The following is a 24,767-nucleotide window of genomic DNA, read 5'->3' as shown; positions in this document are numbered from 1 at the left end:
TGGCGGAACGCGGGGGATTCCTGGCTCAATCGATCCCTCTCCCGCAATCCACGCCGGATCCTGCATGGTGATCATCCATGCGATCAGGGCAAGCAGCACCACCGTCCCGGTGAGGAACATGAGCTTGGACCTTGTTGACGAACGTTGAGAACGCATCGGCAAGTCCGATCATCATGCCTCCTCCAGGAAATCCGGCAAGCGCTCGAAGCAGATTACTCGGTGCATCCCGATGTTGCCGGTGATGCAGGTAGGGCGCGTCCGTCCCGGCGCGCCGCCGGAGCATGATGTTTCGCATCCCGTGGGCGGCGGGCTGGGACAGGCCCGCCCTACCAACAACATCGGGATACACGGCACAATACTTGCCTCAAGGTTGAACCTTGAAACGCGCCCGGGCATCTCCCACGATGCGGTGGTGACATTTCGATTGCGGCCATTGCTCCTCGGGTTGCTTCCCATCCTGCTGGCCGGATGCGGTCCCAGCTCCGCTCCCAATTCCGCCAACCCAGCTTCCACCAGCGGCCCGATGGCCTCGGCCGCCACCAACGTTCAGACCACAGCCGACGGCATCCCTCTCCCAGGCAAGGCCCAGCCCAAGTTACCCACGCTCAAGTTATGGATGGGGCCCAAGGAAGTCACCGCGGAGCTCGCCCTGACTCCGAAGCAATGGGCGGCGGGCATGATGTTCCGCACCAACATGGCGGACGGCGAAGGCATGCTGTTCGTTTTTCCCGAGCGAACTCGGGCGGCATTTTGGATGAAGAATACCTATGTCCCCCTGGACGGCGCCTACGTCGACCCGGAGGGAATGATCCTTGAGATCCATGACATGAAGCCGTTGAACGAGTCATCCATCCAGGCGGGATCGGACCAGATCCAGTACGTGTTGGAGGTGCCTCGAGGCTGGTTCGCCCGCAATGGCATCACGACGAACGTGGTCATTCGCACGGAACGAGGCAGTCTTCGGGAGACGTTTTTCCGCAATCCTTAATTTGCCGGTGCCGAGGAGAAGTCTCGCATGAAGATCGCCCTGGCGCAGATAAACACCACCGTCGGAGACTTCCCTGGCAACACCGAGAAAACCCTCGACGCTTATCGGCGAGCCGCGGCTGAGGGCGCGGAATTGGTGGTCCTGCCCGAGTTGACCCTGGCCGGGTATCCACCCCGCGACCTCCTGCTTCGCGAGTCGTTTGTTGAAGCAAACCTCGGCTGCCTCAAAAACTTGGCCGGCCAACTTCAAGGTCCCCCTGCCCTGGTGGGATTCGCCGCCCGAAGCGAACGCCGTCCAGGCCGGTCTGTCGCCAACGCGGCCGCCCTCCTCCATCAAGGCCGGATTCAGGAGGTTCGACACAAAACCCTGCTGCCGACCTACGATGTGTTCGACGAGGACCGCTATTTCGAACCCGCCGAAACCAACCCGGTGTTGCTCGCCGCAGGGCGTCGCCTCGGCGTCACGATCTGTGAGGATCTCTGGAACGACGAGGATTTCTGGCCCGAACGCCGTTACTGCGCCAACCCCGCCTTCGACCTCCGAGCGCAGGGCATCGATATCCTGGTCAATCTCTCGGCTTCACCCTGGCACCTTGGCAAGGAACGAACCCGCCGGCGCATGCTGTCCGAATTAGCCGTTAAGATGGCCTGCCCGCTCGCCTACTGCAATCTGGTGGGCGGCAATGACGAACTTGTCTTCGACGGGCAAAGCCTGCTGCTCAACGGCCAAGGGCGTATCCTCGCCGCAGGCCGCGCATTCGAGGAAGACCTGATCGTCGCATCCACCGAAGCCGGGGAAGGATCCGGGACCTCGTCGATGTCGGACGAAGAGGCGGTGTGCCGGGCCCTGGTGCTGGGCCTCCGCGATTACGTGCGCAAGTGCGGCTTCAAGTCGGTGGTTCTGGGACTGAGTGGCGGCATCGACAGCGCGCTCGTGGCGTCTCTGGCCGCCGAGGCACTGGGACCGGAACAGGTTCTGGGAGTGTCACTACCCTCGCGTTATTCCTCGCAAGGGAGCCTGGACGACGCGAGGGAACTCGCCCAGCGGCTTGGAATTCGTTATGAGGTGATTCCGATTCAGCCTCCCTTCGAGTCCGTGAAGGGGCAGTTAAGGGACGTGTTCGGAGATCGGCCGGAAGATACCACCGAGGAAAATATTCAAGCGCGCCTGCGCGGGGTCACTTTGATGGCGCTGTCCAACAAGTTCGGCTCGTTGCTTTTGACGACCGGGAACAAGAGCGAGATGGCGGTGGGTTATTGCACGCTCTACGGGGACATGTGCGGGGGGCTCGCGGTGATCAGCGACGTACCCAAAACACTGGTGTATCGCCTGGCGCGTTGGATCAATCGAGAGCGCGTGATCATTCCCGAAGCCTCCGTGACCAAGCCCCCCAGCGCCGAGTTGCGCCCCAATCAGACCGATCAAGACAGCCTCCCGCCGTACGAAACACTGGACGCCATTCTTGAAGCCTACGTGGTGGAAGGACGCTCGTCGCAGTTCATTGCCGCACAGGGCCACTCGATTGAAGCCGTGCGCCAAGTTGTTCGTCTGATCGACATGAGCGAGTATAAACGCCGCCAGGCGGCGCCGGGACTCAAGGTCACCACAAAAGCCTTTGGCATGGGCCGGCGCATCCCCATCGCCCAACGATACCGCGAATGGCAATGATCCACGACACGGTCCGAATCGCACGGGCCCTCGGATCGGTCGCGGCCGTGGGATGCCTGCTGATCCTCCTTCGCCTCCATGCCGGCGAACCGTTCCTGGGATGTTGTGGCAGCTCAGCCGCCGTCATGCTGGATGATGAACATTTCGTCGTCGCCGATGACGAGGATAACCGGCTTCGACTGTACCACTCCACCCAGGGCGGCCAACCGATCGACACCTGGAATTTCGACAAGGAATTGAAAGCCGAGAAGAAGTCCGTGGAATCGGACCTCGAAGGCGCAGCGCGCGTGGGCAATCTCATCTTTTGGATCGGCTCGCACGGGCGGAACAAGGACGGCGAACTTCGACCCGGAAGGCACGTGTTCTTCGCCACCGCCATTCGGAGTCGCAAAGGGAAGCCTCACCTGGAAATTCACGGCGAACCTTATCGGAATCTTCTTACCGACCTCGACCGCCTCCCCCCCTTGGCCTTCGCCCGCCTAGGCGAAGCCGGACGGCTGCCTCCCAAGGCGGAGGGCGGACTCAATATCGAGTCGCTCTGCCCGCGCGTTGGCGGTGGTGTCTGGATCGGCCTGCGCAATCCGATTCCCGGGGGTCTCGCTTTGCTGGTGCCCTTGCTCAATCCCGAGCAGGTCGTCCAAGGACAACCGCCCCGCTTTGCCGATCCCGTGCGACTGCCATTAGGGGGCTTGGGCTTGCGAGACATGGCCTTTGACGGAACCACCTATTGGATCTTGGCCGGGCCAAGCGCCGGACCCGGATCCACCCGGCTTTACACTTGGAAAGGAGGCGCGGATGCTCCGCAGCATCGGAAGGAAAACCGGTTCCAAGGCCTCAATCCGGAGGCCATCGTCGTCCAAGGTTCGAATTCCCGTTCGCTCATCGTCCTGAGCGACGACGGGGGTCAGCGAGTGCAAGGCAAGCGTTGTGAAAACCTCCCGAAGTCGGAGCGCCAGTTCCGCGCGGTCCACGTGCCGATCCCCTGATCGTGAAAACGGAGGTAGGCACGAAGGCCCTCCAGATCCGTGTTCACACCTGAAGTTCAAGGTAGCCGATCTCTTCTCCGCGGATGAGGGCAAGTCTTGTCGACCTTCAACCTCGCCATCAGAGTCGTACTTTCGCATCTCGAGAAGGCATGAGCACTCGGTCCTTTTCCATCTCCCGTGGGCCAGGATTCACGCCTTGATCCCGGTGCAACCGCAAGGTGTCGGGGCGCGCCGCTCACGGCGCTTCCGCTCGCGCCCATCGACCGCGGCGATCTCCTCCCGATCCATGGCCCGCCCTGGGTGAATGCCTTCGCCCTGGCGGCACCCCTGCCCGTTGAAACTGTCCTGCCCCTTTGACGACAGGCCCTGAGGCGGCGTGAACGCCGCGCCCCGGCACTGCGGCGCGCATCACCAACAACATCGGGATGCACGGGGTGCATCCGATCAGCAAGCTTGCAGCGTTCGGGAAGTCATGCCAAAAGCTTGTCCACCCCAGCTTCACGCCTATGACTCCTCGTTTCTGCCCTCCCTCCCGTTCGCCCAATGTTCTTTCGCACTCGACCTTGCTCGCGCTGATTTCGGTCTGTTTGCCTTGCTGGATTCTTCCTGCAGAGGCACAGACGCTTCCTCCCAAGGATCTCAGGGCAGCGGCGGTCAAGGATCTCAACGCACCCCGCGTGTTTCCAGCCGTGGCCAACAAGGCGGCCTGGACCCAAATGGCCTCCGACTTGCGCGAGAACATTCTCGTGAGTTGCGGCCTTTGGCCCATGCCGGAACGTGGCCAGGTCCAATTCCGCATCTCGGACTGCGTGGAACGCGATGGCTACACCGTCGAAAAAGTCGCCATCAAGACGTGGCCGGGATTTTACCTCGCGGGCAATCTCTACCGCCCCCGGGGCAAGGGCGCGGGTCCATTTCCAGCCATTTTGAATCCACATGGCCATTGGAGGAACGGGCGCATGGCGGACGAGGAGACCGGGAGCATCGCCGGACGGTGCATCTCCTTCGCCCGCCAGGGTATGATCGCGTTCTCCTACGACATGACGGGTTACAACGACACCCAACAAGTGCCGCATACTTACGCTTCAGACCCGACGAACCAGCTTTGGAGCGTCAGTCTCATGGGATTGCAAACCTGGAACAGCGTGAGAGCCCTCGACTTCCTCGCCGCCTTGCCCGATTCCGATGTCAAGCGACTCGCCTGCACCGGGGAATCGGGAGGGGGAACCCAGACTTTCATGCTGGGAGCCATCGATGACCGCCTCGCCGCCCAGGCCCCCATCGTGATGGTGTCTCACTCCATGCAAGGCGGCTGCCTTTGCGAGAACGCTCCAGGACTGCGCGTCAAACATTCGAACATGGAGATCGCCGCCCTTCCCGCTCCACGCCCTCAAGTCATCGTCGCCGCAACCGGTGACTGGACCAAGGCCATGCCCTGGGTCGAGGGGCCCGCCATCGAGTCGATCTACAGACTGCTTGGCGCCCGCGATTCGTTCGCCCACGCCCGCTTCGACTTTCCCCACAATTACAACCGGACAACCCGGGAAACGGTCTATGGCTGGTTCAACCACTGGCTTCAAAGCACTCCGAGTCCGGATCCCATTTCAGAACCTCCGTTTCGAAAAGAACGCGATGCCGATCTGCTCGTCTGGGGTGGTGGAAAACCACCGTCCGATGCCCTGAACGAAGCCGGTCTCGCATCTTCCTGGGTCAATTACGCCAAAGGAAGCTTGGCGGCCCTGCGTCCTCATGACCCGGCGGGCTCCGCGAAAATGAAATCGGTCTTGCAACCCCACTGGCGCCACGCGCTTCAATTGGACGCTTCCGACGTGAAAGTCCTGGTGGAATTGGGAACCCGGCGCGAACAGGGCGGATTCAGTGAAACGGAACTGGTGTTTGGACGGGCCGGGGCGGGGGATCGACTCGCCGCCACCTTGCTGGCGCCCGCGCAACCTCGCACCAAGACCACCGTCGTTTTGGTTCACCCCGATGGACGCCGGGCTTTCCGCGACACCTTGGGCCTCCCGCGCGGTGCTGCTTCGGCCTTTCTCAACGAGGGATTAACTGTGCTGCTGGTGGATGTGTTTCAAACGGGCGAGAACTGGGATGCTGGGGCGGTCTCCAAGCGTAATGCGTTCAAGAATTACTTCACGGTCTATAACCGCACGGACATGCAGGAGCGAGTTCAAGACCTCGTCACCGCGTGCCGGACCGCGCGGCAAATCTCCTCAGGCCATCAGGCGGTGCTCTGTGGATTGGGGACGGCGGGTTGGTGGACCCTGCTTGCGGCGCCCGCCGCCGATGCCACGATGGCTGAAGCCTCGGGACTGAACCCATCCGACGACCGGGCGTTGCTGGCTCCGGAGTATTTCGCGCCGGGATTGAACCGGTTTGGCGGCTTCGCAGGCGCGGCGGCCTTGGCTGCACCTCGCCCATTGCTGGTCCACGGACTGGGCGATGGAATGAATACAGGTTGGATCGAGGATGCCTTTACCGCCGCGGGAGCAGGACGCTCCCTCAATCTCCAGAAACAGAAGTCGAGCGATCCGATGCTGGCGGCCTGGGTTCGAAACCACCTTCGCTGAGAGTGCGCGCCGGACGGTGTATCCGCAAGTTGTCGGAGCGCGGCGTTTACGCCGCATCAAGGTGTGGATGAAAGCGGGCATGGCGCGTTCGAGGCGGCTGGTTTGGCGCAAGGGGCCGAATGCACCGTTGGCAGGCTGCGCGGTTGGCGAGACTCGGCGCGATCGGGTTGGCGTGGTCTGAAGCACCGTGAACGGCGCGGTCCGGCGGTGGGGCGCGCATCACCGACAACCTATGGATGCACTGGGCGTCGGAAAGGTACATTGTGCGAGCTTGCAATTCTCATTTGACGGGTAGGGCGCAGCACTCCGCTGCGCGCCGCTCTTGGAAACAGCCGGTCTCGGCGCGCAGCGGAGTGCGCGCCCCACCTTGTTCCAGGCAAAATGAGAACTGCTGTTTGCGAGCTTGCGCCTTTCGACGAAATGGGTTGAAACTGGACCGTTCCCAAACCTGGCCATGACGTTCGACAAGCTGGCTTTTGACGCGCTCGCAAGCGCTGCGGGAATTCGGACAACGATGACGAGTGGAATGTTATGAATCTGCTGAAACCCTTTCGCCGGCCTTGAGCAAGGCGAAGACCAAGGCCCAAGGCATCAAGTGCCTGAGCAACCTCAAGCAGCTTCAGCTTTGTTGGATTATGTACGAGGGTGACAACAATGGAAAACTGATCCCCAACGAGCTCGGCAGTCCCAATTCATGGATCGACGCACGCTTTACCATCTCCGGCGCGCCCGATTAGACCAACATCACCATCATCACCAACGGGGCCTTGTACAAATACAACACCTCCCTGGACATCTACATTTGTCCAGCGGATCAACCCTGGCCGCCGACCGGCGCGCGCAAGGTGAAGCGCGTCCGCAGCTACTCGATGAGCGGGCACATGAACGGCAACGCCGACTGGGTGCAACAGGATCGAGTGAAAGCTCACAAAAAATTCAGCGACATTCAGGCCCCCGGACCTTCCCGCGCCCTGGTCTTCATTGACGAGAACCCGTACACAATCGACGACGGCTTTTTTGCGGTCCGCTGCTTCGACACTACGCCTTACTGGCAAAACGCGCCCGCTTCCCGCCACAATTGCGGCGGAGTCCTCTCCTTTGCCGACGGCCACGCCGAACTCTGGAAATGGATCGAGCCCAACACCTGCCGCATGAAGACCCTGGACGCGGCGGCGGTGACACCCGTGGACCGCGACCTGACGCGACTGCAAAAGACCGTGGTCGATCGCGTCGAGCTGGGCCGGTAATCTCGATTCAAGCCGGCTTCGCTCGCGGGATAAGGAATTGCGCAACAATGAATTCCGATTTTCCCGCGCCGGGATTTTGACCTGGAGAAAATGTCACCCATAATCCTCCCGACTAACTTGATGCTCAAGTTACTCACCGTTCCGCACTTCGGCCCGGCGGAGTTCTTTTGCTCACCACAGCAGTTGAGATGTCCGATAGAGCACGAAAAAGCGCGGACGAAAACGTCCGCGCTTGAGTCGTTGTACGGTCAGAGAGTTCGCGTCCCGGATCAGTTGCCCCGGACGCGGTAGAACTTCGCGCCCGCGGCTGCTGAAACCTTCAACGGGCTCGGGCCGGTTTCATTGGTCCAGGGGCCGTCCACGGCTCCTGCGCTTTGCAGGGTGCCTCCCGCATAGGTCAGCACCACGTCCTTCCCATCGCGAGCAAGGGAGAGCGTCGGCTTGGGCTGCTCCTTCTTCCCAACGGCGTAATCGACGGAATTCAAGATCAGGGTTTTTCCTGCTTCCGTGAGATAACGCAATTCAGGGCCCCAGTTCGCAGTCAAGCTGGCTGCCTGTCCCAAAAACAATCCGATGCGCTTGTTGGGTGCCACGCTGCCGTCCACGAGTTTGTCACCCTTCTCATAAACGAAGAGGGTCGGATAGGTTCCGTTGGCCAGGCTGCTGGCCACGACGTCGGCATCCGCCGAGGGCCGTCCGTAATTGAGGCTGTAGGGGGTGTTGAACACCTTGACCTTGCCCGTCAGACCGCCGGCAATGGGATGGCTGGCGCTGCGAATGTGAACGGAATCCGCCGGGTCCTTCAGTTCGGCCGGCTGGGTATCCTCGGTGCGGCCCGTGTTGCCGAAGAAGGAGAATTCGTTCGCAAACCCGTCCGGGTGCTCCACCCACTCCGCGTTATCCCACATGAACGCCTCGTAGGAAATGACGGGAATGTCGGTGTCGCGTAGGATAAACTTCTGCACGGGGGGATCCCCAATGGGCTCAAGGACGGTGCCCGAACCAATGCTTTCGGAAATCAAAACGACGTCCTGGCCGGCCGCGGCCTGGCGCAAGGCGTCCGGTTGGCCGCCCGACTCGTACAGCGTGACCGTGTAGCCTTTGGCGCGCAACAACGCGATCAACGCTCCATCCGCGTTGATCGGCGAATCCGAGTTGGAGCAAATAAAGAGAACCTTGCCGCTGGACCGCTTGTCAGCGTCGAATCCAAAGATGATTTCACCCGTTCCGCCGTGCGACAGGCGCCCGGCGCTGTCGATCGTGAGAGGAAAATTCTCGGCATCGGCCCGCCAGACTTGGGCGGCTTTATCTTCCGGCGTGAGCGAGGCCAGATATTCCGCGTTGTAGCCTTTGACACGCTGGCGGTTGGCCCAAAAGTATTGCAGTTCCAAATCCTGGGAGCGCGACTTGTCGCCATTGGTCCCTTGACCTTGCTTGTCGTCATCGTCCATGCCGATGTTGAAGCCCATGGTGTAGCCGTTCACCAGTTTGTTCTTGGCGGTGGCATCCTCGAACATGCGCTTCTTGAAACGCACCTCCATGTCCCAACCACCGGTCACGGCCTTGCCGACGCCGAAGACATCGTCGTTCGGCCCGTATTTCCACGGCACCGCGCTGGCCCAAGTTTCACTGGCCTTCTCGTTGGTGGCTTCGTTCCAGGCCGAAAATCGGCCCTGGTAATTGACGTAATTATGTCCTCCGACGGGATCCTTGGAGCTGTCGGTGTTATTGTCGAACCGGTCGTTCAACGCGTCCACCACGATCTCAATGGCGTCGTCGTTCCAAAACGCTGTATTGGGATTGTCGCTGTTGATCACGTCATCTTTGGCCTGGATTCCGACGTAGAAGAAATCATCGTCGTGGGCGAGGTAAAACGTGAAGCTGGAATCGGCAGGGTTGGTCCAGACACGGTCACCGGGAAAATCCAGGATCCAGGCATTGACGCCGGGCGTGACGGGGACCCCGGTGAAACCGCCGTACTCGCCGGAGGTCACCGCGTTATCGAGTTTGATGGATCCGTTGGGGACCTTCGGAACCATCAGTGTCGTTCGACCAAGTTCCGACCATCGTCCCGCCGAAGTGGGATCGAAGGTCGTGATGTCAAACTCCTGTGAATACGCTTTGCCTGGCAGAAAAGCCAAAGCAAGGCCCAGAGAGGCGGCAAAAAGGTTTTTCATTGGGATTCGCGGCCTTTAATATTCAAGCGGATCCCAGTGTGTCAATAAACAGATGCGGTCATGGCCCTCACCCCGTGCATCCCGAAGTTGTCTGTCGTGTGGCGCAGGCTGCCCAGCCTGCCGTATCGCCGACGGCCCGTCGGCCCGGCGGGTGGAGAACGAGGCCCTTCCATGCTCTCCACGCGCCTGGTTCCCTTCGTCGCCCCGCAGGCTGGGCAGCCTTCGAAACAGCAGGCAGGGCTGTCTGCGTTACCACGACAACCCGGTCACCGACAACCTCTGGATGCACCAGCCCTCACTCAACAAGCACGTCCACGGATCCACATCAGGAGCGCGTTCTCATTTCCCGGGGCGGCAGCCATGGTCCTGCTCGTGTCCGGCGTCGGACCGGAGGCGGGCGCGGCGGATTCATCGCGTGCGGCTCAGACCGCGATCGTTTCCTCCCCCCTCCCATCAAGGAAGGCTTCCGGTTCGAATTCCCTGTTCGAAACCATGCCCGCTTCCCACACCGGCATTGATCTCGTTCATCGTTTTCCGGATCACGCGCCGTTGGCACTGCTCCAGGATCAAGGCGCGGGCGCGGGCGTGGCGGTGGGTGACTACGATCTCGACGGATGGCCGGATCTCTTCATCACCCATTACGATCAAGGGAACCGGCTTTACCGAAATCGCGGAAACTGGCGGTTCGAGGACGTGACCGATCGGGCAGGGGTGAGCGCTTCCGGCCGCTGGTGCGGCGGAACGACGTTTGTGGATATTGACGGGGATGGCGATTTGGACCTGCAGGTGTGCGTCTTGAACGGACCCAATTTGCTGTTCGTGAATCAAGGCAATGGATCGTTCGTGGAGTCCGCGCGAACCCATGGACTCGATTTTCATGGCGCCAGCGTGAGCATGGCCTTCGCCGATTATGACCGGGATGGTGATTTGGACGCCTACCTGGTCACGCACCGTCTTCCGACCGGTGCCGGATTCCGGCTCCCGCGGTCCACGGCAGAAGCCCAGCGCCGCGGCATTCTTCGATCCCGTGCTGGCCAAGTCGAAGTCACGCCTCCCTTTCGGGAATCGTTTCAAGTTTGGGACAAGGGACAGGGACGCGTTGAACTCGTGATCGCCGGACAAGCCGATCTCCTTTTTCGCAACGAAGGAAAGGGCCGATTCACCAATCGGACCGATCAGGCTGGAATTCGAGGCCAGGATATCGGCTTGGCGGCGGCATGGTGGGATTACAACGAGGATGGCTGGCCGGACCTTTACGTGAGCAACGATTATCGCGGGCCAGACCGCCTTTATCGCAACAACCAGGACGGAAGCTTCACCGACACGGCCGCAGCGGTCTTGCCGCACACGCCCTGGTCGTCGATGGGAGTTGATTCGGCGGATATCGACAACGATGGACACATCGATTTCATGGCCACGGACATGGCGGCCAGGACAAGGGCAAGGCGCATCATCACGGGCGATAATCCTGAAAAGGAACGGTGGTTCTTTTTCGCTTCCCATCCCAAGCAGTATGCCCGCAACACCCTTTACCTGGGCACCGGTCTCGAGCATGTGATCGAGACCGCTCAACTCACCGGGTTGGACGCGACCGATTGGACGTGGTCGCCCAAGTGGGCCGATTTCGACAATGACGGCTGGGTCGATTTGTTCGTCGCCAACGGCATGTCGCGCGATTTCCTCCACAACGACCTGGCGGGTCGCATGAAGGAGCGGGACAGCCCCGGATGGCGTGCCATGCCGGTGCTCAAGCAGGAAAACCTGGCCTACCGCAATTTGGGTGATCTGCGTTTTGAACCCGCGGGCGCGCCGTGGGGCTTGAATCAATTCACCGCCAGCTTCGGAGCCGCCACCGGGGATTTCGACCGCGACGGCGATCTGGACCTCGTGGTGATGAACTTTGGCGAGCCTCTTTCCGTTTACCAAAACCATGAGACTCGGAATCACCGGATCGTCCTTCGCCTTCGCGCTTTGGGGGGCAACACCGCCGGGATTGGCACGACGGTCAGCGTGGTCACGAAGTCAGGACGTCAAGTGCGCTGCCTTGGACAAAGCAGCGGCTTCATGTCCGCGAGCGAACCCCTGCTTCACTTCGGCCTCGGTTCGGAGTCCACCGTCGAACAACTGAAGGTCCAATGGCCGGATGGTTCGGTCGAGTCATTCGCGGGCCTGGCGGCGGACCGATCGTATTCGCTCACCCAGTCGGAGGGATTGACTCCGAGTGGATCCCCACCCACGACAACGCCTTGGTTTCAACCCAGCCGCCAGGCCGAGGGAGCCCGGCACCGTGAAAGAATCTTCGAGGATTTCGCCCGCGAACCGTTGCTTCCTTGGAAGCTTTCTCAACTGGGTCCTGGCATCGCGGTGGGAGACGTGGATGGCGACGGTGACGAAGACTTCTATCTCGGCGGCGCGGCACAACAGGCCGGGTCGCTTTGGTTGCTCAGCCGGGAGGGACGATGGGAGCGCCAATCCATGGATTGTTTCGAACAGGATCGCGAGTGCGAGGACATGGGCGCCCTGTTCTTCGACGCAGACGCGGACGGCGACCTCGATCTGTTCGTGGTGTCGGGAGGTGTCGAGTGCGAACCGGGTGATGCCGTGTTGCAGGATCGGCTCTATTGGAATGATGGCCGGGGCGGATTCAAAAAGGCTGAAGAGGGCGTCCTGCCTGTTGAACGTGATTCCGGCAGCGCCGTCGTCGCGTCCGATTTCGATCGTGACGGCGACCTCGATCTTTTCATCGGAGGCCGATGCGTGCCGGGCAAGTATCCCGCCACTCCGCGAAGCCATCTTTGGCAGAATAACCAGGGACGTTTCACGGACGTGACAGAAATCGCCGCCCCAGGCCTGCGGGACACCGGCTTGGTTTCCGGCGCCGTCTGGTCCGACACCGACGCGGATGGATGGCTCGATCTGATGATCGCGCAAGAATGGGGTCCGGTTCAATGTTACCAGAACGATCGGGGACGGCTCGTGGACCGCACCCGGGAGGCGGGCTTGGAATCCCGGCTCGGATGGTGGAATGGCATTGCGGCCCGCGATTTCGACGGCGACGGCGACATTGACTTTGGCGTGTCGAATGCAGGCTTGAACACGCCCTATCCGGTTTCGAACGTGTCGCCAGCCGTCCTGTTGTTCGGCCAATTCGGAGAAGAAGCCATCCCGCAGATTCTCGAAGCCGAGTGGGAGTCGGGACAGCTTTTTCCCCGTCGCGACCGTTTCACGCTGGCAGCGGTGTTCCCCTTCCTGCAGGAAAGGACGCCTACGTTTCAAAGTTTTGCCAACGCCCCTCTCACGGAGCTTTTTTCTCCCGAGCGGCTGCGCTCCGCGCGGAAATGGGAGGTCAATACCGCTGAATCGGGAGCACTCATCAACGACGGCAAGGCACGATTCAAATTCGTTCCCTTTCCGCGCCTGGCGCAAAGCGCGCCGGCCTATGGCATCGTTGCCACCGATTTGGATGCCGATGGAATTACGGACCTTTGCCTGGTCCAGAATTCCTTTTCTTCGAGGCCGGAGACGGGCCGCAGGGCCGGAGGACTGGGCATCGTGCTGCGCGGCGTGGGCGGCGGCCGCTTCACCCCCGTCCCTCCAGCGATGAGCGGACTGGTGATCCCGGAAGATGCCAAGGGCATGTCCGCTACGGACTGGAATCAAGATGGCTGGCCGGACCTGCTCATAGCCCTCAACGACGGAGAACTCCGAACCTTGAATCACACGGGACACTCCGAACACCGTCCATTGCGTGTCATTCTCCAAGGGCGGCGCGGGAACCCGACCGCAATCGGAGCCCGAGTCAGGATGACGCTGAACAACGGCTCGACGCAAACGGCGGAAGTGCAGGCGGGTACGGGGTATCTTTCGCAGTCGAGTCCAGCCCTCAGCTTCGGGGTGCCCAAAGGGTTGGAACCCGCCGGGATCGAAGTGACTTGGCCCGACGGATCCATGCACTCCGTCCGGGTTCAAGCGGGAGCACGGCAAGTCATCGTGGCTCAAAAAGAGAGAACGCCATGATTTCCTGGACTTCGTGAATCAGACTGACACGGCTTCGGGATGCGCGGCGCTCCTGATCGCCCGATTGGTGTCCACTCGCTTTGATTCGTGAAAATACTCAAGGGATCGACATGTCGAGCACCTCAAGAATCCCAACGGGATTCCGTCCCAAAGCCCAAGGTTGCGAGGAACGAGCTACCTTGGGTCACGATTCGCCAATGGAAACCAACCCCAACGGGGTTGTGACCAAATCCTATTTCCGTTTGGCGGCGTAAACGCCGCGGCCCTGACGGGGCATCCAGAAGTTGTCGGCGACCGGGTTGTCGTGGTAACGCAGACAGCCCTGTCTGCTGTATCGCAGGCTGCCCAGCCTGCGGGGCGACGAAGGAAACCAGGCGCGTGGAGAGCATGGAAGGGCCTCGTTCTTCACCCGCCGGGCCGACGGGCCGTCGGCGATACGGCAGGCTGGGATGCCTGCGCCACACGACAGACAACTTCAGGATGCACAGCCGCTGGGTTGGTCCCAGGCCGGATCATCGACAAGCCGCGGAGCTTGCTTCAGACTGTGCCCGTGACGACGAAAGCAGTTCTGTTCGACATCGACGGAACATTGATCCGCACCGGAGGGGCGGGGACGCGCGCCTTTGCGCAAACCTCGGAGCTCGTCTATGGCATTCCCCGCGGGACCGACGGCATGAAGTTTCATGGACGGACGGATACTTCGCTGGTTCACGAATTTTTTCAAAAACACGGGCTTCCCTCTGGTTCCTCCGAGGTCCAGCGATTTCTCGACGCCTATCTTGAGTTTTTGCGGGATGAGCTTCGCCGATGCGCGGGCCAGCCATGCCCGGGAATCGCTCAGGCGCTGGACGGCTTGCGCACCCTGCCCGAGCCACCTCTCGTTGGATTGCTGACGGGCAACATTCGTGCGGGGGCCGCGCTCAAGCTCGAGGCGCATGGACTGAACGGGCAGTTTGAACTGGGTGTTTTCGGCGATGAACACCCGATTCGCAACGAACTTGCCGTGCTTGCCCTCGACAAGCTGCGCCGGAGATTCGGGTCAAACCTCGAGGGTCGAGAAATCGTTGTCGTTGGCGATACCCGGGCCGATATTGAATGCGCCCATCATATCGGAGCGCGTTGCGTGGCCGTGGCCACGGGAGGCGAGACGCTCGCGGAATTGCTGGCGCATTCTCCCGAATGGGCGGTTGAGTCGCTGGAAGGCTGCTCCGCGGCGAGAATGGCAGCCGCCGGAACCCATTGGGAAAAGGAAACCGATTGGGAATCACTCTATCAAGCGGGGGACACCCGGTGGGACAAGGGCGCTCCGGCTCCCGGCCTGATCGATTTTCTGAAGGACCACGCGACATCGTTCCGCCCGGATCAACGGGTTGCCGTGCCGGGGTGCGGGCGAGGACATGATGCACGGGCCTGGGCGGAGGCGGGTTTTCATGCCACGGGATTTGATTTGGCTCCCAGCGCCGTGAGGGAAGCATCTCGAACGCACCGAAGCGAACGGTTGGAATTCGTGCAAGCAGACTTCCTCTCCACGCCGCCCCCGGCGAAATTCGACTGGCTATTCGAGCACACGCTCTTCTGCGCGATCCCACCCGCCCGGCGAACTGCCTATGCGCAATCCGTCCGAGCCTGGCTCGAACCGGGAGGTCATTTTCTGGCCATCCATTACTTGCAACCGGAGGATGAGGCGGGTCCTCCCCACGCGGCAACTGTGAAGGAAGTGCTGGCGCGCTTCTCGCCGGACTTTGAACTGATCCGTCACTGGGTGCCGCGCTCCTTCGAGGGGCGTGAGGGCCGTGAACGATGTTTTCTTTGGCGCAAACTTTAGCGAAAACGATTCGCCGAACCGCCGGTATGGGTGTGCTCATCGCGACGGCCTCGGTTCTCTTGCTCAACGCGGGCGCGGCTCCCCCAGCCTGGTCGGTTTGGAAACAGAAGCGGATGGAGTCGGTCGCGGGCACCAACGGCTGGATCACCCTGGTTGGATTGCACTGGCTCCAAGAGGGCGACAACCCCGCCGGCTCGGATTCAGATCAGCTCATCAAGCTGGCGGGTCAGGCGACACCGGGTCGAATCGGCACGTTCTTCCGAACTCGAGAGAAAGTGCGTTTCGTGGCATTTCCGGGAGTCGCTGCCAGCGTCGATGGATCTTCCGTCTCGGAGGCTTGGCTGCGCACGGACAAGGAAGGAAAACCATCCGTGGTTGCCATCGGAGAATTGCGCCTGACGGTGCTTTCGCGAGGGGAACGCCTGGCCTTGCGGGTTCGCCAATCCACCCATCCAAATCGCCGGGCGTTTCAAGGATTGGAATACTTTGAGTATCAACCCGAGTTCCGTGTCGAAGGGATCTTCGTTCCTCATCGACTGCCCAAAATGCTGCCCATGGCCGTGGTGACCGGTGGAACCACGCTGGAACGATCTCCGGGGAAAATTCGCTTCCGCTGGCAGAATCGCGACTATGAACTGGACGCGCTGGAAGATCGCGAGGAGGGGGACTTGTTCATTCTGTTTCGCGATGCCACAAACGGCGGCGCCACCTATGCGGGCGGACGCTACCTGCATGCAGCGCTGCCAGGAACGAACGGGCAAGTCGTTCTCGATTTCAATTTCGCGTATAATCCGCCCTGCGCCTTCACGCCCTTCGCCACGTGCCAGATTCCACCGGCTCAGAATGATCTTCCTTTCGCCATCCCCGCGGGAGAAAAAAGGCATCGATCCACCTCTCACACCATTCCATGACGACCCGCCTCGCATTCCTGTGGACCCTTGGTTTTGCCATGCATACCTTCGCTCAAGATTCCCGCCCCGCGGCGGCGGACAGATGGATGAAAGCCGCGCCCCCGGTGCCCGAACTGGAGATCCCCGCCAGTGTCGAGGCTTGGGAGACTCGCCGGGCCGGGATTCGCGCAACCCTCTGGAAACTGCTGGGCAACCTGCCGCCGCGCCCGGCGAAGCCGCAGGTCAAGACGATATCCAGGGAAGTTCGCCCGGGCTATATCGTCGAGAAATTCGAGTTCGACAACGGGGCAGGCGCAACAATCCCGGGCTATTTGGTCCTGCCCGAGAAAGCAGCCGGACCCGTTCCCGCCATCCTTTATTGCCATTGGCACGGAGGCGAATACCCCATTGGCAAGGAGGAGATCTTTCGAGCCGATCACACGCCGGAGCCACCTGCACCAGCACTGGCGCGGCGCGGATACGCGGTGCTCTGCATCGACGCGTATGGTTTCGGCGAACGCAATGGACAGGGGCCGGGCGGCGAGGCGGAAAAGGGTGGACCGGGTGAGATGAGCGCTTCGAAGTTTCAACTGTGGTGGGGCCGCAGTTTGTGGGGCATGATGCTGCGAGATGAGTTGATGGCTCTCGATTATCTGGTTTCCCGCCCCGAGGTGGATGCCCGCCGCGTCGGGGTCACCGGCATCAGCATGGGCGCAACGCGCACCTGGTGGCTGATGGCCTTGGACGAGAGATTGAAAGCCGGGGTCGCAGTGGCATGCTTGACGCGTTATCAGGAACTCACGGCGGCCGGGGGACTGAAGTATCACGGCATCTACTACTTCGTTCCGGGTATGCTCGCCCACTTTGACAGCGAAGCTGTGGTGGCCTGCGCGGCACCCCGTCCGTTGCTCTGCATGAACGGGGATTCCGACGCCGGCTCGCCGGTCGAGGGCATTCGGGAAATCGAGAAACGGGTGGCTCGTGTCTACAGCCTTTACGGAAACTCCAATTCCTTCCGCAGCGAGGTTCATGAAAAGACCGGCCACGTCTATCTCCCCGTGATGTGGACGAGCATGTTCGAGTGGATGGACCGCCACGTGCGGGACGTTGCTCTGCCACAATAGACAAGGCGTTGGGGCTGGCCCCAAAGGACTCCGTGCCTCGGGCGAAAATTCGTGGAGAATTGGAGCGACGGGCAGACCGGATTGGCGCATGGTGTCGATGCATGCCGCGAAGTGCTTCGCTGCGACCGAGAAGGAGCATCATGTCCTTGGCGCCGACTTTGGGCCGGCAAACTGCCGGCGTCTTACGCCTGGGAGGAAAGTCATGCGTCGCATGGCTCTTGATACTGGTCGGCGCCCTCGAAGTTCTCGCCTCGGATTGGATCATCCAGGGCGATTCTCGGTGGGTCCTGGCCGACCGTGAAAAGGGCCTTCAGATCCTCGGGACACGGGATGAGTTCATCCGACAATTGAGTCCGTTCGATCGGGCGGCCAGGCTCGACTCGGATGCTCCCGTGGACGAGGCGCGATTGCTGTCGTTCATCGAGGCGCAAGCTTTGGAATGGTCGACCGCGGAGGTGGATCGAATGCGCGAAAGCACCGCGGAAATTGCGCGATCGCTCTCGCGGTGGAAACTTCCTTTTCCCAAGCAGATTCACCTTGTGAAGAGCAGTGGTTTGGAGGAAGCGCATGCCGCCTACACTCGCGGGGAGTCGGTGATTCTCCCGGTCGCCAAGCTGAACATCCCGCGCGGCGCGCTCGAACGTTTGCTCTTGCACGAGTTGTTCCATGTGCTGAGCCGGGCCAATCCGAAAATGCGTGACGAACTCTATGGGGCGATTGGATTCAAAAAATCGGCGCCCCTGGAACCGCCTCCCTCTTACCGTTCGCGCCAGATGACGAACCCTGACGCGCCGGTCATCGAGCATTGGATCGCGGTGGAGCATCAGGGCACTACTGTGAAGGTCATGCCTTCACTCATCGCCAGGACGGAGACCTACTCCAGGGCCAGGGGTTGGGGGTTTTTCGAGTATCTTGATTTCAAATTATGGGTGATGGACGAATCGGGCGGCCAGTGGAAAGCGAAGATGCTCGAAGATCAGCCTGTGCGGTTGAGCCCTGAACAGGTCTCCGGCTATTTCGAGCAGATAGGGCGCAACACCCGCTACATCATCCATCCCGAGGAGATCCTGGCCGATCAGTTCGTGATGTTGATTCAAGGAGCCAACAAACCCGCCAGCCCCGAGGCATTACGCAAAATGGAAATGATCCTCCGGCGACACCCCTAAATCGGCCGTTGCACCTGGTGAAGATTTGCCAAAGCCTGGATGAGAAAGACACGACGACACACAAAAACACTCAAGGACCGAAAACACTCAGGGACCGAAAATACTCAGGGACAGACACAAAATACTCAGGGACAGACATGTCGAGCACCTCAAGAATCCCAACGGGATTCCATCCCAAAGCCCAAGGTTGCGAGGAACGAGCTACCTTGGGTCACGTTTCGTCAATGGAAACCAACCCCAACGGGGTTGTGACCAAATCCTATTTCCGTTTGGCGGGGTCAAGCCACAACCGCGTTGCGGTTGAATCCATTTCCAAACGACAACCCAAGGTAGCTCGTGCCTCGCAACCTTGGGCTGGAGGACACAATCCCTTTGGGATTGAAGGCGGGATTCCGTCGCCGAGCGCATCTCCCATTCCGTGACCCATTCGCCCTGGCGAACCGCGTCTGAAAATAAAATACACCGCGACAGCCCTGTCTGCTGTATCGCAGGCTGCCCAGCCTGCGGGGCGACGAAGGAAACCAGGCGGGTGGAGAACATGGAAGGGCCTCGTTCTTCACCCGCCGGGCCGACGGGCCGTCCGCGATACGGCAGGCTGGGCAGCCTGCGCCACACGACAGACCACTTCGCGATGCACGGCACTCCTGATCGCCCGATTGATTCCACTCGCTTTGATTCATGAAAATACTCACGGATCGATATGTCGAACCCCCAGAATTGCTGGCAATCCATGTCCATCCCTCGAAAAAAAAGGAGGCCGGACTTTCGTCCGGCCTCCTCTGAAACGTTCGAGCGAAGGGCTTAGTTGCCTTTGGCGCGATAGAACTTGCCGGCGCCGGTCGGATCAACCGTGCGAGGGCTTGTTGCGCCTGCTACATCTGCGTAGGGGCCTTCCACATTGTCGGAAGATTGCAGTGTGCCGGTGAAGGTAATCACGAGCTTGCCACCTTCGGCCTTGCCCGCGAGCGTCGGTACTCCGCCTCCCGGAGATTCCGTCGTGGGTTGGAAGATCAGGAAGTCCTGGTCGTTGTTGCCGTCGATGGTGGTGAAACGGAGGGTCGTCTTGCCACCAAGCTCGACGATGACCGGCGTACCGGAACCGTCGGCTGCAGTGAGCGGGAAGGTTTCAAACGCTCCCGCGCCGTCCCAGCCCGAGGTCGCGCGACCAGGACGGAAGATACCCAAGATTTTCTTGGTCTGATCTTTCGTGCCCTGGCCAGCGGTGATCTGGGCCAGTTCAGCGTTGATCGCTGCACCGCCCGAGGAGATACGGCCATAGATCTTGTAGTTCTTGGCCGGGCTCGGGAAGGTCCGAGTGTAGTTCATCCAGTCGCCACCGTCGTTCCAGCCGACCGCGAAGGTCTTCTCCACGTCGAAAGAACCGCGGCTGACGCCACCGGTCACCTGGCTGTCTTCTTTGCCGGCTTCAACACCGGTTCCAGGACGATAGATGGCTTGGGCATTGCCGGCGCTAGTTTCGAAGTAATCGACACCGAAGCTCTTGTTGCCAGGAGCGTTGTCGAGTCCGTCACCCTTGTCGCGGAAAGAACCGCCGGGATATTTGCCGGTCATACCAATCGGCTGGTCGGTGATGGTCTGGCCGCCATCGAAGTCGAAATCTTCGGTTTCGATGAACAACGTGCCGGGCGCCGACATGTCGATCTTCACGAAGAAACTCCAGGACGTAGTGACGTCACGCCCGCCGTTCTTGAAGGACAGATCAACCTTCACGGTTTTGCTGAAGCCGAAGTCGGCGGAAGGTTTGTGAGTCGCGGTGACGGTATTGCCTGCCTTGGCCACCGTGACCGAAGCGTCTTTGCCATCAACCTTCATTTTGATCGAGGCTTGATCAATCGCGCCACCTGGGTCATTCCAAGCAACAACGATGTCGGGGCGAGGCTCCTGGCCAGTGGCGTTCGGCGCCGGGGAGCGGGCAACCAAGGCCGCCGGAACGACGATGTCGGCGCGGCGATAGGCTTTCAGACCGCCTTCGCCGTTGACCAATACCTTCGTACCGGCATTGACGGTGAACCATTCGATGTTCGCGCCACCACCGCCTTCTTCCCAGGTCGTGCGAATCTGGTAGATGCCCGCTTCTTCCACCACGAACTGGAAGATCGTGTCGGACGCGCCACGACCGCCATTGAATTCACCGAGGAGGACGGCCGTAGCCGAGTCAGCCGGATTGAGGCCGGCGGTGGTCTTGAAGCCGTCGTCGGAATTGACACCCATCGTGATCAGCCCGCGAGGGAATTCGATGAAAGTGATGATTTCAGCGACAATACCGTCGGTGCTGCCTTCGATGCCGGGGATGCCTGGCATTTGCTCATCGGGAGTGAACGCGCCGTTGCTGCCGCCGCCTTGATCCAAGTTAATGACCGTTTCAATTTCGAACTCGATCAAAGCATTGTCGGCGGAACCGAGCTTCTTGCCCGGGCCCTTGGCGTTGCCTTGCGCGTTGGGGTCGGCTTGATTCGGGAGTGGGCCGTCAGCGTTTTTCAACGTTCCGGCAATAGCCTCTTCGCTCTTGGCATTCGTATTGCGCGTATCGGCGGAGTTTTGAAACGTGCGATACAAGAAGCCGGGCTCATTTTTCTTGACCGCGCTATCAGGCACCTTGAGGTCTTTGCTCAGCAAGCCATACTTGGATACGGTGAAATCTGCGGTCGATTGGAGGCTGGCACCGCCTGTGTCTTTCGCGCTTACCTTGACCGTATGCTTGGAACCTGAGGCGAAGACCGTGGCATGGCTGTAAACGATCCTGCTGCCGTCAGCGGTATCCTCAACGGTGGTCGCGACAGCCGCACCATCCAGCTCTACTTTGACGGAAGCCTTGTCGAGCTTGGTGCCGTTGTTTCCACTGCCATTGATCACGTTGACGGAGAAGCCCACCGGAGTGGATCCGAGACCCGTGATGGCGGCCTTTGTGACGTCAGCGCGATCTACCGAGGAGATGTTTGCGCTAATCGGCTGGTCGCCGTCGGCGAATTCAGGATCGGTGCTGTAACGGGCTGCAACGGCGAGGTTGTCGCCACCACCGCCTTCATTGGCAACCGCTTCAACGTAGAGGACCTGGCCGGCCGTCACCGTGAAGAATTGCGACATATTGCCGGGCCGAGGAGAAGGTTCTTTGCCGTCGTCCGTCACGGTGCGGCGTGTCGGAGCTGCGGGGTCGCCACCACCGAAGGAGCGGACCGCGTTCCACTGAGGCTCGACGGCGACCTGGACTTTATTGGCGGGATTGGCGTCGGTGGCCACGAACAGGTTGCCCGGGTCGTCGGATGCGATCGCGAACTGCAATTTACCCGCCTTGGGAGCGTGGTAATAGAAGCGGAGATGCATCGTGTAGTTGTTGCGGACGTCACCCGGAGGGGGAGTCGCAGGATCTCCAGAGTAAGGCCCAGGATATCCGTTGTAGGGGAGTTCGGCGATGCCAGGGTAGTGTGTCCCATCGGAGGCTGGTTTTTCGCCCGCAATAATGGCTGGGCGGACGTTGCCCGGGTAGGTATTCGCCGTGACGATGCCCTGTGGTGATGACGGAGGGGCGGCTTGCAAAGCCACTGCACCTCCGGCAAAAACACCTAGCATCAGCAAGGATTTAACTGATTTACGCATAGGTTTGTTTGGGGTGAGGATTACAACTTACCTCGGGTGAACGCTGCGGCACGGAGCCAACCGCGCACAAAGGACGCTTCTTTGCGACTGATTTGCCGCAAAAAAGACGACACTGCTCAATTGGGAGATGAGCACGCTTCACCATAAGGCTTGTTCGGACACTAAGCGCATCAAATTGGCGGAGGCAAGCAGTATTTCGCAACAATCAGCAATGAGATTGGGCGGCTTGTCTTGGCCGAGGGGTGACCGGAGGAATTCGAGGGGCGATCGGGTTGGCGACAAATCTCCATGATTACAGAATCTATTCGCTCCATGAGCGACACTTCAAATCTGATCTGGAAAAGCCAATTCCATCGAACCAAGAAACACGTCAAACCCAAGAGAACAACAGACGACAGGCTTCTTCACTTCCGATTCACAGATCAAAACAGGATGACCTTGGATTGCAGGGCTGGGGAGGCCGCGCATGCCGAAGTTGTCTGTCGTGTGGCGCAGGCTGCCCAGCCTGCCGTATCGCCGACGGCCCGTCGGCCCGGCGGGTGAAGAACGACGCCCTTCCATGCACTCCACGCGCTGGGTTCCCTTCGTCGCCCCGCAGGCTGGGCAGCCTGCGAAACAGCAGACAAGGCTGTCTGCGTTACCAAGACAACACGGTCACCGACAACCTCCAGCCCGCATGTTGCATGCTCGGGACGCCCGGTGAGCACACCGGGCCTACAATCATAGAGGCAGGCGCGATTGTAGGCCGCGTGCCCTCACGCGGCGTACTTTCGCGGGTTCAAGCTCAGTATGAAATATCCGGGCTGGATGCACCTCTGGGGAGTGGGCTTGGGAAGTTTTCTTCGATAATCCTGGAAGCGGCACCCACGGGAGAATTCCCGGATCTATCCGTGAAATCGATGTCATCCGCGGATCCGAGCCTCAAGCATGCTCACCCCCCCCCGCACAACCGATCTGCGGCGTCTGGACGCCGCGCCCAAAGCGATCTACCCTCCGAAACACTCTCCATCGGCGGCGACTCAACCTAGCCCATCGTGATTCCACCCCTCGATTTCATCGACTCCACTCACGTCCGACGCGGGAAGCGGAGCCTCGTCTATTTTGGTGGCTGCAACTACCTCGGACTAAGCGGCCATCCACGCGTGCTGGCCTCCATGCGCAACGCGCTGAAACTCGGCCTCACTCAACCCGGCGCCTCCCGCCGCACCACCGGCGAACATCCCCTCTACCGCGCCACGGAGAAAGCTCTGGCTCGTTTTCTCCACTTCCCGGCCGTGGCTCTTGCCAACTCCGGTTATTTGGCGCCGCTGTTCGCCATCCAAGCCCTGAGAACGAAGGCCACTCACGCCGTTCTCGATCACGATACTCATCCGTGCCTCATCGACGCCGCCGCCATCTCAGGCCTCCCCGTTCTTCGAGCCTCAGAGATGGATTCAAAGAGTCTGGCCAAAACCATTCGTTCCCTCCCGCGCCGAGCCAAGCCCGTCGTTCTACTCGAAGGCACCCACGGCACCACCGCCGGTTTCTCCCGCGTCGATAAAGCCTTGGCCGACCTACCTCGAAACGGCTGGTTGATCGTGGATGACGCGCACGGGATCGGTGCGGTCGGACCCCAAGGACGAGGAGTCCTCTCGCATTTTCAGCTTCGAGATCCGCGAATCGTCCTGACTTTGAGTTTGGCCAAAGCACTGGGTGTGGCTGGCGGCGCGGTCGCCGGCGCGCCCGAGGTGATTCAAGCGCTCCGAGACTCTTCACCCGCCTACGCGGGCTCCACACCCCTGCCGCTTGCCGCCCCGGCCGGCGTGTTGGAATCGATCCAGGTCTTCGAGGATGAACCCGGACGCCTCGCCCGGTTGCAGATGAACATGAGAAGCTTCCACGACGCGCTCAAACCCCACGCGTTTCTCTCCAACTCTCCCCATACTCCCGTCACACGTTGGACTCCGGATTCGCCCTCCCATGTTCAGGACATGACACGCCGCCTCCTGCGCGCGGGCATCTTTCCCTCCTTCATCCGCTATCCGGTCGGTCCTTCCGCAGGCTACTTTCGCTTCGCGATCAACTCCGAACATCAAGCCGCGGAGTTCCAACGTCTCGCGGAATGCCTTCAACCGGGAACCGGACGCTGACTCTGCCAAGATCCCAAGAGAGTCGTCGCTTGTTCAGAAGGGATTTTGGCCAGGGTCAACGCGCGAGCGAAGAACGAAGTCCCAGGCCCAAGGATCCGAGGGGGGCTCATTTCGCCATCGGCAACGACTTGACGCGGTAGAAGCGGCTCTTAACCCGACTTTCGCAACTGGCGGGTTTTTTGAAAAAAATCGCGGGAGCGAAAATTCAAAATCCCCCCTACCAAACATAGGGACAGACATTCTGATAGAAAAAGCTTGATTTCAATTTGTTGACTCAGTATGGATTGCCCATGAGACAGGCGAGGATGAAGGTTCCGGAGGATCGGGAAAACGGGTATTACCATTGTGTG

Annotated in this window: 15 protein-coding genes; 12 read left to right on the top strand and 3 right to left on the bottom strand. The window is 60.5% G+C overall.

Going from position 1 to position 24,767, the window contains the following annotated elements:
• Window positions 1-229: 229 nt before the first annotated feature.
• The 3 genes from FJ404_06800 to FJ404_06790 are packed head-to-tail and all read left to right on the top strand — an operon-like array spanning window position 230 to window position 3,642.
• Window positions 230-988 (top strand): DUF192 domain-containing protein, encoded by a 759-nt coding sequence (locus FJ404_06800; GenBank protein ID MBM3822579.1) that lies wholly within the window; start codon window positions 230-232, stop codon window positions 986-988.
• 27 nt (window positions 989-1,015) lie between these two features.
• Window positions 1,016-2,656 (top strand): NAD+ synthase, encoded by a 1,641-nt coding sequence (locus tag FJ404_06795; protein ID MBM3822578.1) that lies wholly within the window; start codon window positions 1,016-1,018, stop codon window positions 2,654-2,656.
• Window positions 2,647-3,642 carry a DUF3616 domain-containing protein gene (locus FJ404_06790; protein MBM3822577.1) on the top strand — a complete coding sequence of 332 codons (996 nt, stop codon included), beginning with the start codon at window positions 2,647-2,649 and terminating at the stop codon, window positions 3,640-3,642. Before FJ404_06795 ends, FJ404_06790 begins: the two co-directional genes overlap by 10 nt.
• A 235-nt stretch (window positions 3,643-3,877) precedes the next feature.
• Here the strand turns inward: FJ404_06790 and FJ404_06785 are convergent, their stop codons facing one another.
• Window positions 3,878-4,063: a hypothetical protein gene (locus FJ404_06785; protein ID MBM3822576.1), complete on the bottom strand. Its 186-nt coding sequence runs from the start codon at window positions 4,061-4,063 to the stop codon at window positions 3,878-3,880.
• A gap of 85 nt (window positions 4,064-4,148) precedes the next feature.
• On the opposite strand from FJ404_06785, the gene FJ404_06780 reads away from it, so the two are divergent.
• From FJ404_06780 to FJ404_06770, 3 genes are all read left to right on the top strand, one after another.
• Window positions 4,149-6,227, top strand: a complete 2,079-nt coding sequence (locus tag FJ404_06780) for a hypothetical protein (protein ID MBM3822575.1) — start codon at window positions 4,149-4,151, stop codon at window positions 6,225-6,227.
• 521 nt (window positions 6,228-6,748) lie between these two features.
• Complete coding sequence (locus FJ404_06775) at window positions 6,749-6,964, top strand: hypothetical protein (protein ID MBM3822574.1); 216 nt, start codon at window positions 6,749-6,751, stop codon at window positions 6,962-6,964.
• Between the two features lie 30 nt (window positions 6,965-6,994).
• On the top strand, window positions 6,995-7,474 hold the full coding sequence (locus FJ404_06770; protein MBM3822573.1) for a hypothetical protein: 480 nt from the start codon (window positions 6,995-6,997) through the stop codon (window positions 7,472-7,474).
• 269 nt (window positions 7,475-7,743) lie between these two features.
• Here FJ404_06770 and FJ404_06765 read toward each other — a convergent pair whose 3' ends face one another.
• Entirely contained in the window at window positions 7,744-9,651 is a 1,908-nt protein-coding gene (locus tag FJ404_06765) for a hypothetical protein (GenBank protein ID MBM3822572.1), read from the bottom strand.
• A gap of 60 nt (window positions 9,652-9,711) precedes the next feature.
• On the opposite strand from FJ404_06765, the gene FJ404_06760 reads away from it, so the two are divergent.
• From FJ404_06760 to FJ404_06740, 5 genes are all read left to right on the top strand, one after another.
• On the top strand, window positions 9,712-13,668 hold the full coding sequence (locus FJ404_06760; protein MBM3822571.1) for an RNA-binding protein: 3,957 nt from the start codon (window positions 9,712-9,714) through the stop codon (window positions 13,666-13,668).
• A gap of 550 nt (window positions 13,669-14,218) precedes the next feature.
• Window positions 14,219-15,493, top strand: coding sequence for a methyltransferase domain-containing protein (locus FJ404_06755; GenBank protein ID MBM3822570.1), 1,275 nt, complete (start codon window positions 14,219-14,221; stop codon window positions 15,491-15,493).
• Window positions 15,469-16,404 (top strand): DUF1684 domain-containing protein, encoded by a 936-nt coding sequence (locus FJ404_06750; GenBank protein ID MBM3822569.1) that lies wholly within the window; start codon window positions 15,469-15,471, stop codon window positions 16,402-16,404. Before FJ404_06755 ends, FJ404_06750 begins: the two co-directional genes overlap by 25 nt.
• The gene (locus FJ404_06745; GenBank protein MBM3822568.1) at window positions 16,401-17,507 is read left to right on the top strand and encodes a dienelactone hydrolase; all 1,107 of its coding nucleotides are present in this window, start codon (window positions 16,401-16,403) and stop codon (window positions 17,505-17,507) included. Before FJ404_06750 ends, FJ404_06745 begins: the two co-directional genes overlap by 4 nt.
• Window positions 17,508-17,725: 218 nt before the next feature.
• Window positions 17,726-18,673: a hypothetical protein gene (locus FJ404_06740; GenBank protein ID MBM3822567.1), complete on the top strand. Its 948-nt coding sequence runs from the start codon at window positions 17,726-17,728 to the stop codon at window positions 18,671-18,673.
• An 801-nt stretch (window positions 18,674-19,474) separates the two neighbouring features.
• On the opposite strand, the gene FJ404_06735 is transcribed toward FJ404_06740, so the two are convergent.
• Window positions 19,475-22,288 (bottom strand): hypothetical protein, encoded by a 2,814-nt coding sequence (locus FJ404_06735; GenBank protein MBM3822566.1) that lies wholly within the window; start codon window positions 22,286-22,288, stop codon window positions 19,475-19,477.
• A gap of 1,034 nt (window positions 22,289-23,322) precedes the next feature.
• Between FJ404_06735 and FJ404_06730 the strand changes: the two genes are divergently transcribed.
• Window positions 23,323-24,417, top strand: coding sequence for a pyridoxal phosphate-dependent aminotransferase family protein (locus FJ404_06730; GenBank protein MBM3822565.1), 1,095 nt, complete (start codon window positions 23,323-23,325; stop codon window positions 24,415-24,417).
• The last annotated feature ends 350 nt before the right edge of the window (window positions 24,418-24,767 follow it).

It is taken from the genome of Verrucomicrobiota bacterium, from assembly GCA_016871495.1.
GTDB lineage: Bacteria > Verrucomicrobiota > Verrucomicrobiia > Limisphaerales > VHDF01 > VHDF01.
The sequence above is the reverse complement of the archived record's forward strand: the minus strand, read 5'-3'. Positions and strand labels throughout refer to the sequence as shown.